Genomic DNA, 15,961 nt, shown 5'->3' on the forward strand with positions numbered 1-15,961 from the left:
ATTATTTGGAACTATGCTGGCAGGATTGCAGGATGTGACTTTTGAATTTGGCGCGAGAACCATTGTACGGGATGCCACCTGGCATATACAACCGGGCGAACGGATAGGGCTGATTGGTTATAATGGTACAGGAAAATCAACCTTACTAAAAGTATTGGTGAGCGAATACCTCCCTTCATCGGGCACTGTGGAAAGGGGCAGGGGCACTACTATTGGGTACCTGCACCAGGACTTGCTAAGCTTTGATACCAATGAATCTATATTGCAGGTTGCGCTCGGCGCCTTTGAAAAGATATTGTTATTAGAAAAAGAAATTGAGATACTGGGCAACCGGCTCGAAAAGGAACATGAAGATGAAGCCCTGCTGCATGAATATTCCGATAAGCTGCATGAGCTGGAAATGCTGGGCGGTTACAATATCCATCATCAAACCGAAGAAGTATTGCAGGGACTGGGCTTTGCCAACAGTGATCTGCAAAGACCGTATAAGGAATTTAGCGGGGGATGGCGTATGCGGGTGCTGCTGGCCAAAATGATATTACAGCAACCCGACCTGCTGCTGTTAGATGAACCTACTAACCACCTCGATCTTCCTTCCATTGAATGGCTGGAAAAATACTTGTTGCATTACAAAGGATCCGTAGTAATTGTAAGCCACGATAAATATTTTTTGAATCGCATGGTTACTAAGATCGTGGAGCTATACCAGCAGCAACTGCATTTTTATAACGGCAATTTCGACTTTTATGAAACGGAGAAAGAAATGCGGCTGGAATTGCAGCAGCGGGCTTTTGAGAACCAGCAGGAATATATTCGCCAGCAGGAAAGATTTATAGAACGGTTTCGTGCCAAGGCCACCAAGGCCGCGGCCGCACAAAGTGCCATGAAAAGGCTGGATAAATTGGGCCGCATAGAAGACGTATCCGTTGACCGTCCTGAAATAAAGATCAACTTCCAGTTGGATAAAGTGCCCGGGAAAATTATTTGCACTTTAAAGCACCTGAGTAAAAGTTTTGGCGATATCAGGATCATTGAAAATACATCCGCCGAAATTAACCGTGGCGATAAAATTGCATTGATCGGCGCCAATGGTAAAGGTAAATCCACTCTGCTCAGGATCGTGGCAGGCACAGAGTCATTTAAAGGAGAAAGGATTTGGGGCCACAACGTGGAAGAAAGCTTTTATGCCCAGCACCAGTTAGAAGCGCTTAATGTGCAGCAAACCATTTTGGAAGAGATGAGAAATTGCGGCAGTCAGAAAACAGAACAGGAGTTAAGAACGCTGCTGGGGTGTTTTTTATTTAGTGGTGATGATGTAGAGAAGAAAATTAAAGTGCTGAGCGGAGGCGAAAAAGCAAGAGTAGCGCTGGCAAAAACCATGGTAAGCAAAGCGAATTTTTTAATATTGGATGAGCCTACCAACCACCTGGACCTGCTTTCTATTGACCTGTTGATTGAAGCGTTGAACCGCTACCAGGGCAGCCTCATCATGGTAAGCCACGACAGGCATTTTATTTCGAAAGCCGCCAACCGGATATGGGAGATTGAAAATTATGAAATCAAAGATTTTGCAGGCGGATACGAAGAATGGATGGAATGGAAAGAAAGAAAAAAAGCAGAGGCGGCAAAGAACAGTGTGGCTGTAAAACAGCAGGAAAAAAAAACTTCGCCGGAAGAAAAGAAAACAACTGAAAGACCAAAATCTGCCGCTCCTGTTAAGCCGGTAACAAATACACCAATTGACAAAGAGTTAAAAAGAGAGCTGCAGAAACAGCAGAAAAACCTGCAGCAACTCGAAGAAAGAATTGCCACCCTTACGCAGCAAAAAACAACGCTTGAAGCACAATTGGCTTCTCCTGATATTTATTCAGATAAGAACAAATTCCTGGCTGCCGAATCGAACTATCAAAAGAACAGTGAAGCGCTTGCTGCCGCAAACAGCGAGTATGAACAAACTTTTGAAAAGCTGCTGGAGTTAGAGGAGAAGAATAAATAACGGCGGATGCGAAGCGCGAAGCCTGAAGTTCGGAAGCTGAAAAGAAGCACTAAAAACCAAATCACAAGAACCAAACTTGCCTACCGCAGGCAGGCCTGTCCGCCGAGCCGGATAAATCACAAAATCCGAAGTCTTAAATCCGAAACCCTAAACCCGAAGCCAAATGTAACCATAAACCACAAACGATAAACCACAAACTAATCCTATCGTTAGTAGTTACTCCCAGAAACCTGCACTTTGCAACCTACCCCCAAACACAATACCACAGCGTCTTTATCGTTAAATAATGTGCAACCCCGTTTTGAGAAGCCAATATCCAATTTACTCCGTATACCGCTCTGAAAACTTCAGCTTAAAGAAATTTGATCCGACCCTGTAATTTTTAACCCTTAAAAAACAGTGTCTATGAAAAAGTTATTTACCATGCAAAATGCTGAAGAGATGCAGGCATATATTATAGCCTGGGCCTTCTTTTCAACCATGACAGTATTTGCCCTGTTGTTCGTTTAAAACATCAGTCATTCAAAATGATTAAGGCGAAGTGTATGCACTCCGCCTTTAATTGTTTATCATAAGTGTTCCCGGGTAATCAGCCGTAAATTTCTTACGCTCATACCTCATCCCTTATCCCTTCCCCTCATATCTTTACCAATTTCCATTTCCCTTTTCTGAATATTAAAAAAGAGACAATGGTAATGGCTGTTTCGGCTACCGGTATGGCTGTAAAAACCCCTGCCGGTCCCCAGTTAAAGGTATTGGCCATTAACCATGCTATAGGAATCTGGAAAAACCAAAATCCAAAAAGGTTTACCCAAGTGGGTGTACGGGTATCACCTGCACCATTAAACGCATTGGAAATTACCATACCGATGCCATAAAAAATATAGCCGGCACTGATAATGCGCATTGCCAGTACGGCATAGGCTTTTACATCGGGTTCCTGTGTAAAAAAGGAAACGATCCATTCTGCAAACAACAGGAAGATGCAGGAAACAACACCCATGAATATGGCATTGTATTTTACGGTTTTGGCTACTGATTCCTGAGCGCGTTGGGGCAAATTTGCACCGAGGTTTTGTCCTACCAATGTGGCTGCGGCATTGCTCATGCCCCAGGCAGGCAGTATAAAAAACATTACGATTCTCAGTGCAATCTGGTAGCCCGCAGAGGCCTCGCTATGCCCCGTATGCGCTACTATAGCCGCCAGTACAATCCAGCTTCCCGAGCCGATAAGAAACTGGGATGCGCCCGGCCATGCAATGTTAGCAAGCGCCCGGAGTATACTCCATGCCGGCTTAAAATGCTGCAGCGCGAGTTGCATAACACCCTTGCCGTTAAATAAGTGATATAACTGGTATAACACACCGATTCCTCTTCCCATAGTGGTGGCTAAAGCGGCACCGGTTAATCCAAAGGCAGGCACAGGTCCCCATCCACGAATAAGTAAAGGACATAAAATAATATTGCAGATATTGGCCAGCCATAAACTCTTCATTGCGATCATGGGATTGCCTGCTCCCCTGAATATACCATTGATCAGGAAAAGCAGCATAATCACCACACTTCCCCCCATAATAATACGGGTATAGGTTGTGCCTTCCGCTATCGCTGCCTGCTCTGCGCCCATCATACGCAGAATGTCTGCTGCAAATACTACACCCAGTACACTTATTACAACGGTAATGGCAATGGATAAAATAATAGATTGACCGGCTGCACGGGCTGCACCCGGCTTGTTTTTTTCGCCAATGCGCCTGGCCACCATAGCGCTTGCCGCCATGCTGATGCCCATAGCCAGCGAATACACGATGGTTATTACCGACTCGGTTAGTCCCACAGTTGAGGTAGCGTGTTTACCCAGATGGCTTACAAAAAATATATCTACAACGGCAAATACACTCTCCATGCTCATTTCAAGCATCATAGGGATAGCCAGTAATATTACTGCTTTGCGTATGCTGCCTGTGGTGTAGTCCTGCTCCTGTCCGCTGATAGCTTCTTTTATTAAGGTCCAGGCAGAAACTTGTCGCCTGTTGCCTGTTTCAGTCATGATAAATAAATTGGATGCTAAAAAATACTATAATTGAAATGCAGAGCCGCTTAACCCCGGGAGGCGTAATAAGATTGGCCTGATATAAGAAGAAGGCTTCCCGGAGCCTGATTACATTTTCATAATGCGTTCAATTGAAGGATGTAAAAATAATCATTCGGTCTGGATTTCAAAATTTGCGTAGCGCCACTCATCAAAAAATCATTTTATTTTTTGGTGTGGGCAATCAATCTTTTTGTAATTTCCTTTTTTTGAATGGATATATTTGAAGTGACACAAATAATGCCGGTTAAGCCGGGCCGGGGGAATTAAGATTAAATTATCAAATTTTTATTATGAGAGCCAAAGTCCGGTTTCAGCTATCGCTGATGATGTTCCTTGAGTTTTTTGTATGGGGAGCATGGTATAGCGCCATAGCGGTGTATATGTCATCAAATGGTATGAAGAGTTTAACGCATTGGCCTTTTACCGTAAATGCTATTGCAGCCATTATTGCTCCTTTTTTTGTAGGGCTTATAGCCGACCGTTATTTTGCCACGCAAAAAGTGTTGGGCACACTGCATATACTGGGAGCGCTTTTTATGTTTATTACGCCTTCTTTAACCAATAACCCGCTATTGTTTATTTTATCGCTGCTGGCCTATAATATTTGTTATATGCCCACCATGAGCCTTGCCAATACACTGGCCTTTCATCAAATGACGCAGCAGGAAAAACAGTTCCCGTCTATCAGGGTGTTTGGCACCATTGGCTGGATAGCGGCAGGCTTAACCATTAGTTTTATACTGGTTGGGTTTGTGCAGGAGGATTTGAAGCCCGAAGCCACCGCGCTTCCTTTGTATCTTACTGCAGGCGGCAGCCTCTTGCTGGGTTTATATAGCTTCTCCCTGCCGCATACGCCGCCGCCCGCGGCAGGAAAAAAAGTAAGTGCACGAACAATTATTGGAATAGATGCATTTAAGAAATTAGGCAGCCGCTCTTTTTATGTGTTTTTGGCCAGTTCTCTGTTGATATGCATTCCATTGGCTGTATACTATAATTACACGCAGTTATTCCTTGAAAATTCGCAGTTTGAAAACATTGCCGCCACACAAACTATAGGGCAGGCTTCCGAAATGATATTTATGCTTTTGATGCCGCTGTTCTTTAGAAGGCTTGGCGTGAAATGGATGCTTGCTGTGGGTATGCTGGCCTGGGTATTACGATATGCTCTTTTTGCCGCCGCCGCTCCCGAAACAACCACATGGATGATTATGGCCGGCATTGCTTTGCATGGTATATGCTATGATTTCTTTTTTGTAACCGGGCAAATTTACATGGATAAAAAAGCAAGTGTGGAAATAAGGGCACAGGCCCAGGGGCTAATGATATTTATAACCTATGGTGTAGGAATGCTTATAGGCACCCAAATTGCAGGTGAACTGTACAATAGCTTTCTTGAAGACGGTGCTTCTCTTTCATTATTGCAATGGCAGCATTTTTGGTGGATACCAGCGGCTTTTGCCGGGGGGGTATTGCTTTTCTTTGTAGCGGCTTTCAACGAAAAAATTAAATAGGTGAATAGTGAATGGTCAATTGTGAGTTAGCCCACTGACTGCTGACCACTCACTACTCACCATAATGATCTTAACATCTCAAATTAATAATATCATGCAAAAAATTGCTATGCTTGGTTCCGGTTTTATCGGAAGATTTTATGCAGACTCACTGCAGGGATACCGTAATAAGGACAAAATTGTAAGCATTTACTCCCGCCGCGAAGAAAGCGCTAAAAAATTTGCGCAGGATTATAATGTACAGCATTGGACAATCAATATGGAAGAAGCCATTGCCCGGCCCGAAGTAGATGTAGTATGTATCTCTTTGCCCAATAATTTGCATGAAGAAGCAGTGTTGCTTTGCTGCAAACATAAAAAGGCGGTGATTACCACCAAGCCCCTGGGACGCAATGCGGAGGAAGCTAAACGTATGCTGGAAGCGGTGGAAAAAGCCGGGATTTTTAATGGTTATCTCGAGGATCTTGTGTATACGCCAAAATTCATTAAAGCCCATGAAAGTGTTAAGAACGGAGCGTTGGGAAGAATACTGTGGGCCAAGTCGAGGGAAACACATCCGGGTCCGCACAGCAACTGGTTCTGGGATATAGAGCAGGCAGGAGGCGGATGTATACTTGATCTGGGTTGCCACTGCGTGGAAATTACCCGCAGCTATATTGGTAAGGATATTAAACCAGTAGAGGTAATGTGCTGGGCCGATACACAGGTAAAGCCTATTGATGCAGAGGATCATGGCATTGCTTTGATCAAATATGAAAACGGCGCTATTGCCCAGTTTGAAGTAAGCTGGACATTCCGTGGCGGACTTGATCTTCGTGACGAAGTAATGGGAACGGAAGGAACCATTTGGATAAATAGCTTTTTGCGTACCGGCTTTGAAATGTTTACCACAGGTAAAGGCGCCGACTATGTGGCCGAAAAGGCGGAAAGCAACAGCGGATGGTTATTTCCGGTGGGTGATGAACTCAATGAGCTCGGCTATAACCATATGTTCATGGATATGTTCAATTCGCTGGAGCAGGGCAAAGATCCAAAAGAGACCTTTTATGATGGCTATGTGGTGAATTGTATTCTGGATGCGGCTTACCGTTCGGCCAAAAGTAAATTATGGGAACCCGTACAATTGGATATATGGAGAGGAAAAACAGGGGTAACGAAAGACAGTCATTTGGTGGAGTACGATAAGGATCACTATTTGGTGAAAGAAGAAGTGACACATTATGGTGCAAAAAAATTAATACTGAAAGAAAAACAGTCGGGTAAAATAATAGAAAGAGTTTTGGATTAATAACCAGCAATATTATATCCGCATATAATAAACGGCTTCCTATGTTGGGAGCCGTTTGTATTTTAAATGATTTTTCGCAAAGCGATCAATCCAAACCAAACACACCTTTATTGAGCAATTGGAGGGTTTGTATTTTATATGCCGATGGAACCAGTACCGAAATATTATGACTACTGCCGCCGTAGCTTACCATCCGAACCGGTACCTGCGATAGTGAATCAAATAACTTGCTCAATACATCCGGAGTTTGAGCTATCTGGTTACCTACAATGGAAACAATGGTCTGGTCTTTGTCTATTACTACGGTGCCAAATGGTTCCAGCTCTTTTAATATCTGTTCAAGATGAGCATCATTATCTATGGTAACCGATACGGCAACTTCCGAAGTAGTAACCATATCAATAGGTGTTTTGTATTTTTCAAATACCTCAAATATTTTTCTTAAAAATCCATAAGCGAGCAGCATGCGGCTGCTTTTAATTTTAATGGCAATAATGCCGTCTTTTGCTGCTACTGCTTTTACGCCTACCGACCCTGCTTCCTGCATAATAGTAGTACCCGGCGCTTCGGGCTGCATGGTGTTGAGGAGTTTTACAGGAACTTTTTCCTGCTGCGCGGGCCAAATACAGGTAGGATGTAAAATTTTAGCGCCAAAATAAGCCAGTTCCGCCGCTTCGTCAAAGCTCAGTTGCACTATCGGTTTTGTTTTATTTACGATGCGGGGATCGTTGTTGTGCATGCCATCTATATCGGTCCATATTTCGCACACGCTGGCATTGACGGCAGCGGCTATTAAAGATGCTGTGTAATCACTTCCGCCGCGCTTCAGGTTATCTACTTCCCCTTTTGAATTGCGGCAGATATAACCCTGGGTAACAAATAATTTTGTATCCGGATGCTGATGCAGAATGCGGTTCAGTTTAACCCGGATCGCATCAAAATAGGGTTCGTCATTCACGTCAATCTGCATAAAATCCAGGGCTGGCAGTAGTGCATGATCAATGTTTTTTTCCTCCAGGTATACGCTGAATATTTTTGTGCTCATGAGCTCCCCCTGGGCCAATATGTCCTTGTTCAGCGCTTCGTTAAAAGATATCTTCAGAATTATATTCAGGAAATCAAAATGTTCGGTAATAATAGCTTCCCCCTTTTTAAGGGTGGCTTCATTTTTCAGCAGATCTTTAATGAAAACATGGTAATGCGCTTCCAGTGCGTCTATTATTTGTTTCGTGTGCTGCTTATCGCCTTTGGCCAATGCTTCGCCAATTGCAACCAATGCATTGGTAGTGCCGCTTAATGCGCTTAATACTACAATCTTCGGTTCTTTATCCAAAGTTATTAGTTTCGCTACCTGTTCCATCCTTTCCGGCTTTCCTACGGAAGTGCCGCCAAACTTCATGATTTTCATGATCTGCCGCTTTATTTTTTGATTTTAGCGTGCAAAGATAATGGGAAAGAAAGAATCGGATAAATACAAAATCCGAAACCGGAAATCCGAAATCCGAGGGAAATACAAAGCACCAAAAGACAAATAGCAAGAAACAAATAAAATTCGAAAGACAAATTTCAAATCTGAAGACTGAAACTCGAAATCCGAAGCCAAATGCAACCAGGAGCAGGTGAGGTGAAAAGAGAGGTGTAAGATCAAAGGTGAAAGGTGAGAACTGAGAGGTGAAAGGTGAATAGTGAAAGGTGGCAAGGTGAAAGATGTGTATTGTTAGTAAGTACTTAGCTGATACCTAACTGACGGCTTCAGACTAATAAAAAGGTGAAACATGTAAGCACTTGCTTTATTCATGTTTCACCCTGTGTTAAATTAAAAATGATTAAAAGGGCAAATCATCTACTGCTGCCGGAATCTCCCCGGAAGATGTTGCCTGGTTAGAAGCAGGTTCGTTGTAAGCATTACTCGTTTCAGACTGTTCGTTCCGGTTTCCGCCACCTAAAAGTTGAACACTAAATACCCGCATTGTTAAGGAGGCGCCTGCGGTTCCATCATTCCGGGTAAAATTCCTTACTTCCGGTGTGCCTTCTGCATATACCTGCGTGCCCTTTTTCAGATAAGGTGCAATACCGGTTTTATCGGTCCAGTAGGCACATTCTACCCATGTGGTTTTTTCCTTTTGCTGACCCGAGGAATCGCGGAACTTTTCAGTATGAGCAACGCTGAAATTAATAACGGATTTACCGTTTACTGTGTTGGTAATGCAATCTTTACCTAAATTTCCAATTACTTGTAACTTGATCATAGCATTCGCTTTTATGTTTTTAATGATCCAAGATAATAATTTTTATTCTTTTTGCCCAGGATTAAATAAAAACAGAAACTCGGTATCATTAAAGATAAACTACCTTTGTGCGTCAATCTGTCAGCTATAGAAATGGCATATTTGTTGATGATTAATGTTTAAACATTGAGATGTAGGTAAAAGGTATAAACAATTAAAACTAAATATTATGGCTGTAACAAAATGGGTATTGGATCCCGCTCATACCGAAATAACTTTTAAAATAAGGCACCTGATGATAGCAAATGTGACGGGAAGCTTTAAAAAATTTAATTCGGAAGCCGAAACCAATGGTGATGATTTCGGCAGCGCTAAAGTAACTTTTACTGCGGAAACGGCATCTGTTACGACCAATAACGAACAAAGAGATACGCATTTAAAAAGTGATGATTTCTTTAATGCTGAAAAGTATCCCGAAATTAAATTTGAATCCACAGGGCTAAAGAAAAAGAATGATGATGAATACGAGTTGGAGGGTAAACTTACCATCCGTGATGTAACTAAAGCTATAAAATTGAATGTAGAAGCCGGTGGTGTAGTAGTAGACGGATATGGACAAACGAAGGCAGGCTTTTCTGTAGCAGGAAAGATAAACCGAAAGGATTTTGGCTTAAACTGGAACGCCGTTACCGAAGCCGGTGGCATAGTAGTAAGCGATGAAGTGAGAATGATAATTGAAGTGCAATATATTAAGCAGTAGAAGTTTGTAAAGACTATACTTTCGGTACGGCATGTCATTTATGTATAAAATGGAGTATTTCCCGTTGGTATTGCCAGCGCAGATACTCCATTATTTTAAGGAGCTTTTTATTAATTTTGGGCCTGCCAGTTAAGAATAATAGAAGTGTTTTGAAGAAATTTATTATTTCCGTTCTCGACTTTTTTTATGTTCCGTTTCAAAAAATAATGGACAGGCAGACCTTCCGGTATATTGCCTGTGGCGGCGGCAATACTTTAATGGATATTGTAATTTACTTTATTACCTACAATTTTATTCTTCAAAAACAAATCGTTCATACACCGCTTATCAGCATCAGTCCATATATTGCTGCCTTTATCATATCATTTCTGATAACATTTCCTACAGGCTTTTTTTTAATGAGAAACATTGTGTTTACGGGATCATCTTTGAGGGGAAGAGTACAGTTATTCAGGTATTTTATGCTCGTAGTAATATGTGTGTTCCTGAATTATATTTTTATAAAGTTATTCGTAGAGGGATTTCATTTCTACCCAACCATTGCTAAAATATGGACCACCGCTATTGTAATTTCATTCAGCTACCTGACACAACGGAATTTTACATTTAAAGTAAGGCAGAAAGCGGAATAAAATACTTAAGCCGTCATCTTTTACTTTTTTCGGGATAAAAGAGAAAATAAGGAGCGGTGCTTTTGCTTGGCTTATTTATGTGTACCCCGGCCTAAGTAAATTATTCCTTGTAATAGGCTTACTCACAGGAAGGTTGGTGTTAGGATAGCAACAGCCAGAACAGAAAAAAGGATAAGGTTTATTTGTAGAATTGCATAAAAGTGATCTAAAGTTTTATTGTTTTTGGCTTGGTATTGATTAATATTGAAAATGATTAAAATAGTGGCACGATTCAAGCTAAAAGTGAATCTGGGTTAAATATCTAAAAAATATGAAACAAACGGCATAAATTTTAAACGGTATTTTGCTACCGTTTTTTAACGGTACTTTTGCTACCGTTTTTTAACGGTATTTTGCTACCGTTTTTTAACGGTATTTTTTCCTATAATCAACGGTTTTTTTAAGCGGAAATTACCATTTGTTATTGGGTATCTTAACGATATAAATAATTTTAATTTGTAATTAATTGAATTGCAAATATTTGTAAGCGTGTTTGTATTTCTTCTTCTGGTAGTTTTACTGTGAATTAATTATTCATTCACTTTAAACCATTTAAATCATGCTTACAATTGAGAAGAAATCACTAAAAGTTGGAAAGTACGTTAGCACAGAACATGTAGACACTGTTATCCGCACCTACAAACAAGAAAGGTGGGTACACAATTCAGAACGCCTTGGAAAAGAAGATTCATTAAGCGTTTGGTACAGCATTGAAGAATTAGAAGAGTTCCTTTCACGCTCCAAAGCTCACGGGGGCGATGGTATTAAATTCTACTTTTCGGCTTACCCCGAAAACTATACCGAACGTCCTGAATTTGCCGGTCGCCAAACGTTGGTGCTGGTAGCTACCAAAACAAAGGAGTTGGAAACTGGTGTAACAAATAAGGATATATATATTAAAGGCGAAGAAGGAGTAAAAATATTGGCTTATAACGCCGGAAGTATTTGCCCTCCAATTTGCGGAACAAAACCGGGAACTGGTGTTTCAGGCGATGACTGGGGCGGTATTGGCGTTACTATTGTAGACAGGGGAGAAAAGGGTTTGACCGTTATATAGGCGCATTAACATACATCACTTAATTTAACCCCTTTTACAAAAGGGGTTTTTCTTTTATATTTTCTCACTGCTGCCAATTACCTTGCAGCAAAATGAACTGGAACATTTATATATGGCTTATTTTGCTGGGGAGCATTACTGGTGCATTGGTATATTTTAAAAAAGGGATGCCGGTTTTTCTCAGGGCTTTTCCCGTTTATCTGTTAACAACATTTATAATTGAATTCATTGGAGGGTGGCGAAGCGATAAAGGGTTAACAACCGTATCTCTTTACAATGTGTTTACTACTATTGAATTTGTTTTTTACTTCTGGATGCTTCGCTACATGATCAACAACCGGTTTGCGAAAAAAGTTTTACTGCATAGTTTATGGCTTTATCCGATACTGGTAACTTTGAATAAGCTTTTTTTGCAGAAAGGTCCGCAATTTCATACAATAACGTTTAGCATTGGGGGGTTTCTTATTGTAATGGCCACTATAACCTATTTCTTTGAGCTGTTCCAGCTAAACAAACCGGTTAACCTTACCCGTGAGCCACCCTTTTGGATATGTTCGGGATTGTTGTTTTTTTATGCCTGCACTTTCCCGGTGTATGCGCTTATCAATTTTTTCCAGGACCCTTCCAACATTATCATTAAAAATATAGCCTTCGTTTTCGCCATCGTGAATATTTTACTATATTCATCTTTTATCATAGCCTCATTATGCAGGATCAGAATCAGGAAATCCTTTTCTTAGTTGTTATAGGTGGGCTGCTGGCCCTGCTGCTGGTGGGGTTTATTGTTACCATTCTTTTTTTATACCAGCGCAAACAATATCGCCAGGAACAGGAACTGGCAAGAGTAAAAGAAGAATATGACCAGGAAGTGCTGAAATCGCAGTTGGAAATCCAGGAAACTACTTTAAAGACCATAGCGCAGGAATTGCATGATAATATTGGACAGGTGCTGTCGGTGGTAAAATTATCATTAGCTGTTTTGCCGCTCGAAAAGGAACACCAGGCTTATACGCCTCTTCAGCACATACGGGAAGTACTAAATAAGGCCGTTTATGATCTTGCAGACCTTACCAAGAGTTTACATACAGACCGCATAGCCCAGATTGGATTGGTAGAGTCTATCCGCTTTGACCTGGAAACACTCCGTAAAACAGGATTGATGCAGGTTAACCTGGAACTTCAGGGAGAAGAATATCGGCTGGGAGAGCAAAAGGAAATTTTTATTTTTCGTATTTTTCAGGAGTTGGTTAACAATATTCTGAAACATGCGAAGGCTACTGAGATAGCGATCTTACTGGATTACTTATCCGATAAGGTTTTTGTTTTTTCGGTAAGAGATAATGGGGTAGGATTTAATATGCAGGAAAAAAAGAATTCCCTTTCTCCTTTAAATGGAGTTGGGTTAAAAAGTATGCGCAACAGAGCTAAACTGATAGGGGCTACAATGCTTTTTACTTCAGAACCGGGAAAGGGTACCTTTGTACATATGGAATTGCCATTACTCAGGAATCAGGAAAATGATTAATCAATTATGGCCGACAGCAGCAAAAAAATACAGGTGGCGGTAGTAGACGATCATACACTTTTACGCAATGCCTTAGCCAAGCTTATTGATTCGTTTGATAATTTCTCAGTATTTTTTGAAGCGCAAAACGGGGAGGAGCTAAAAGAAAAATTACGAAAAAACCTTATCCCTGAAATAATACTGCTTGATGTGAATATGCCCGGTATGAATGGCTTTGAAACGGCAGAATGGTTATTCGAAAATCACCCTCAGATCAAGGTGCTGGCTTTGTCTATGTTTAGCGATGAAACTACGATCATACGCATGCTGAAAGCAGGCGCTAAGGGCTACATTATGAAGACGGCCGAACCAGAAGAGCTAAACCTGGCATTAATGTCAGTGGTGCAAAAAAATTTTTACCTATCGGAATATATTTCCGGAAAGGTTGTTGGCGGACTGAATAAAAACATGGAGTTGTCTGATGAGAATGTCATTCTTACAGATAAAGAGGTAGAGTTTTTAAAGCTCACCTGTTCGGAGCTATCGTATAAAGAAATTGCCGAAAAAATGTTTGTGGGTATACGCCGGGTAGAAGACTACCGCAATGCTTTATTTGAAAAGCTCAAAATGCGATCGAGGGTAGGATTGGTGCTTTATGCCATAAAAAAAGGAATTTTCAAGATATAGTAAAGTACTTAACCGGAACCTGAAAATTCAGGTTTTATAATGAGTTTTTCACTACCCGCACCCTATATTTCATAACGTCAATAATATATATTTTCCTGTCCTCAACAAAAATGCTGAATCCTTTTCTGTGGAAATAAGAAAAGGACTGCCATTTTTGCATTTTCTGGTTTGATGGCATAATGCTTGCCTGTTAGCTTATAACTTTTAACTTTTAAAGGAGGATTTAATAATATGGGAAAAATAATAGGAATAGATTTAGGTACAACCAATAGTTGCGTTGCCGTTATGGAAGGCAATGAACCTGTGGTTATAGCTAATGATGAAGGTCGCCGTACTACGCCTTCTGTTGTTGCTTTTATGAAAAACGGAGAGCGCAAGGTAGGAGACCCGGCTAAACGGCAGGCAATTACCAACCCCATTAATACCATAATGTCAGTTAAGCGCTTTATGGGACGCCGGTATGACGAAGTGGGAGAAGAAATTAAACATTGGAGCTATAAGGTAGTAAAGGGTGACAATAATACTGTTCGGATAGACATAGATGGCAGATTATACACCCCCCAGGAAATTTCTGCAATGACCCTGCAGAAAATGAAAAAAACGGCTGAGGATTATTTAGGACAGGAAGTAACAGAAGCGGTTATTACTGTTCCTGCTTATTTTAATGATGCCCAGCGGCAGGCAACGAAAGAAGCCGGAGAAATTGCAGGATTAACTGTTCGTCGTATTGTAAATGAACCAACCGCGGCTGCATTGGCTTACGGCTTGGACAAAAAGCATAAGGATGAAAAAATAGCAGTGTTCGATCTGGGTGGTGGCACTTTCGATATTTCTATTCTCGAATTGGGAGATGGCGTATTTGAGGTAAAATCTACAAACGGAGATACGCATTTGGGAGGAGACGACTTTGATAAAGTAATTATAGACTGGTTAGCTGATGAGTTTAAAAAAGATGAAAATATTGATCTGAGGAAGGATCCCATGGCTTTACAGCGTTTAAAAGAAGCGTCCGAAAAGGCTAAGGTTGAATTGTCTTCTTCCAGCGAAACCGAGATAAACCTGCCCTATATTACTGCTGCAGATGGCGTTCCCAAACATCTTGTAAAAAAGCTGACCAGGGCCAAATTTGAGCAATTAGCAGATAATCTGCTGGAAAGGTGTTTGAAACCCTGTGAACAGGCCCTGAAAGACGCAGGCTTAAATACCAATCAGATAGATGAAGTGATATTGGTGGGCGGAAGCACACGTATTCCTAAAGTTCAGGAAATTGTTGAAAAGTTTTTTGGTAAAAAACCCAATAAGGGTGTAAATCCTGATGAAGTTGTAGCATTAGGTGCAGCAATTCAGGGAGCCGTATTAACCGGTGAAGTAAAAGATGTATTGTTGCTTGATGTAACCCCGCTTTCGCTGGGCATTGAAACAATGGGTGGTGTAATGACACGCCTTATTGATTCTAACACAACGATACCTACAAAAAAATCAGAAGTTTTCTCAACTGCTTCCGACAACCAGCCCGGCGTTCAGATTCATGTATTGCAGGGCGAAAGACCAATGGCTTCCCAGAATAAGAGCCTGGGCATGTTTAATCTTGATGGTATACCGCCGGCACCGCGTGGCGTTCCCCAGGTTGAAGTAATATTTGATATTGACGCGAATGGCATTTTAAATGTTACCGCAAAAGATAAAGGAACCGGCAAAGAACAAAATATACGCATTGAAGCGGGTAGCGGATTAAGCAAAGACGAAGTGGAAAAAATGAAAGCCGAGGCTAAAGCCAATGAATCTTCGGATAAGGAAGCACGTGAAAAAGTAGAAAAAGTGAACCAGGCCGATAGCCTTATCTTTCAAACAGAAAAGCAACTGAAGGAATTTGGCGATAAAATACCGGCAGATAAAAAGGGACCCATAGAAGCGGGGCTCAATAAATTGAAAGAAGCGCATAAACAGCAGGATATTGCCGGCATAGATACAGCTATGGCAGAATTAAATACCGCCTGGACGGCAGCTTCAGAAGAAATATATAAGGCCCAGCAAACAGGGGCTACTGCTTCCAATAATGCAGGCCCCGAGCAGGAACAGCAAGGTGCTAAAGCAGATGGAGACAATGTAACTGATGCCGAATTTGAAGAAGTAAAATAAGAGTTTTTAAAATTTAATCGTAAGA

13 protein-coding genes are annotated in these 15,961 nt (G+C 41.3%); 10 read left to right on the forward strand and 3 right to left on the reverse strand.

The window, feature by feature from the left end; translation table 11 throughout:
* Window positions 1–13: 13 nt before the first annotated feature.
* Window positions 14–1,996 carry an ABC-F family ATP-binding cassette domain-containing protein gene (locus FRX45_RS17245; RefSeq protein WP_152269700.1) on the forward strand — a complete coding sequence of 661 codons (1,983 nt, stop codon included), beginning with the start codon at window positions 14–16 and terminating at the stop codon, window positions 1,994–1,996.
* Window positions 1,997–2,633: 637 nt separating this feature from the next.
* Here the strand turns inward: FRX45_RS17245 and FRX45_RS17250 are convergent.
* On the reverse strand, window positions 2,634–4,046 hold the full coding sequence (locus tag FRX45_RS17250; protein WP_152269701.1) for an MATE family efflux transporter: 1,413 nt from the start codon (window positions 4,044–4,046) through the stop codon (window positions 2,634–2,636).
* 335 nt (window positions 4,047–4,381) lie between these two features.
* On the opposite strand from FRX45_RS17250, the gene FRX45_RS17255 reads away from it, so the two are divergent.
* Together FRX45_RS17255 and FRX45_RS17260 are read left to right on the forward strand one after the other, a co-directional pair.
* Complete coding sequence (locus FRX45_RS17255; protein WP_152269702.1) at window positions 4,382–5,602, forward strand: MFS transporter; 1,221 nt, start codon at window positions 4,382–4,384, stop codon at window positions 5,600–5,602.
* A 94-nt stretch (window positions 5,603–5,696) separates the two neighbouring features.
* A complete protein-coding gene (locus FRX45_RS17260) occupies window positions 5,697–6,890 on the forward strand; it encodes a Gfo/Idh/MocA family protein (protein ID WP_152269703.1) in 1,194 nt (397 codons plus the stop codon).
* 85 nt (window positions 6,891–6,975) lie between these two features.
* Here FRX45_RS17260 and FRX45_RS17265 read toward each other — a convergent pair whose 3' ends face one another.
* Window positions 6,976–8,298, reverse strand: a complete 1,323-nt coding sequence (locus FRX45_RS17265; RefSeq protein ID WP_152269704.1) for an aspartate kinase — start codon at window positions 8,296–8,298, stop codon at window positions 6,976–6,978.
* Between the two features lie 418 nt (window positions 8,299–8,716).
* Complete coding sequence (locus tag FRX45_RS17270; RefSeq protein ID WP_152269705.1) at window positions 8,717–9,139, reverse strand: single-stranded DNA-binding protein; 423 nt, start codon at window positions 9,137–9,139, stop codon at window positions 8,717–8,719.
* 208 nt (window positions 9,140–9,347) lie between these two features.
* On the opposite strand from FRX45_RS17270, the gene FRX45_RS17275 reads away from it, so the two are divergent.
* From FRX45_RS17275 to dnaK, 7 genes are all read left to right on the forward strand, one after another.
* On the forward strand, window positions 9,348–9,878 hold the full coding sequence (locus tag FRX45_RS17275) for a YceI family protein (protein ID WP_152269706.1): 531 nt from the start codon (window positions 9,348–9,350) through the stop codon (window positions 9,876–9,878).
* A gap of 149 nt (window positions 9,879–10,027) precedes the next feature.
* Window positions 10,028–10,510 carry a GtrA family protein gene (locus FRX45_RS17280; RefSeq protein WP_152269707.1) on the forward strand — a complete coding sequence of 161 codons (483 nt, stop codon included), beginning with the start codon at window positions 10,028–10,030 and terminating at the stop codon, window positions 10,508–10,510.
* Window positions 10,511–11,108: 598 nt separating this feature from the next.
* Complete coding sequence (locus FRX45_RS17285; RefSeq protein ID WP_152269708.1) at window positions 11,109–11,606, forward strand: hypothetical protein; 498 nt, start codon at window positions 11,109–11,111, stop codon at window positions 11,604–11,606.
* Between the two features lie 92 nt (window positions 11,607–11,698).
* Entirely contained in the window at window positions 11,699–12,346 is a 648-nt protein-coding gene (locus FRX45_RS17290; protein ID WP_152269709.1) for a hypothetical protein, read from the forward strand.
* Window positions 12,313–13,131 (forward strand): sensor histidine kinase, encoded by an 819-nt coding sequence (locus FRX45_RS17295; RefSeq protein WP_152269710.1) that lies wholly within the window; start codon window positions 12,313–12,315, stop codon window positions 13,129–13,131. Before FRX45_RS17290 ends, FRX45_RS17295 begins: the two co-directional genes overlap by 34 nt.
* Window positions 13,132–13,137: 6 nt before the next feature.
* Window positions 13,138–13,797, forward strand: coding sequence for a response regulator transcription factor (locus FRX45_RS17300; protein ID WP_152269711.1), 660 nt, complete (start codon window positions 13,138–13,140; stop codon window positions 13,795–13,797).
* 231 nt (window positions 13,798–14,028) lie between these two features.
* A complete protein-coding gene (gene dnaK / locus FRX45_RS17305) occupies window positions 14,029–15,936 on the forward strand; it encodes a molecular chaperone DnaK (protein ID WP_152269712.1) in 1,908 nt (635 codons plus the stop codon).
* Window positions 15,937–15,961 lie beyond the last annotated feature (25 nt).

It is taken from the genome of Agriterribacter humi (assembly GCF_009192765.1).
Taxonomy (GTDB): Bacteria; Bacteroidota; Bacteroidia; order Chitinophagales; family Chitinophagaceae; genus Agriterribacter; species Agriterribacter humi.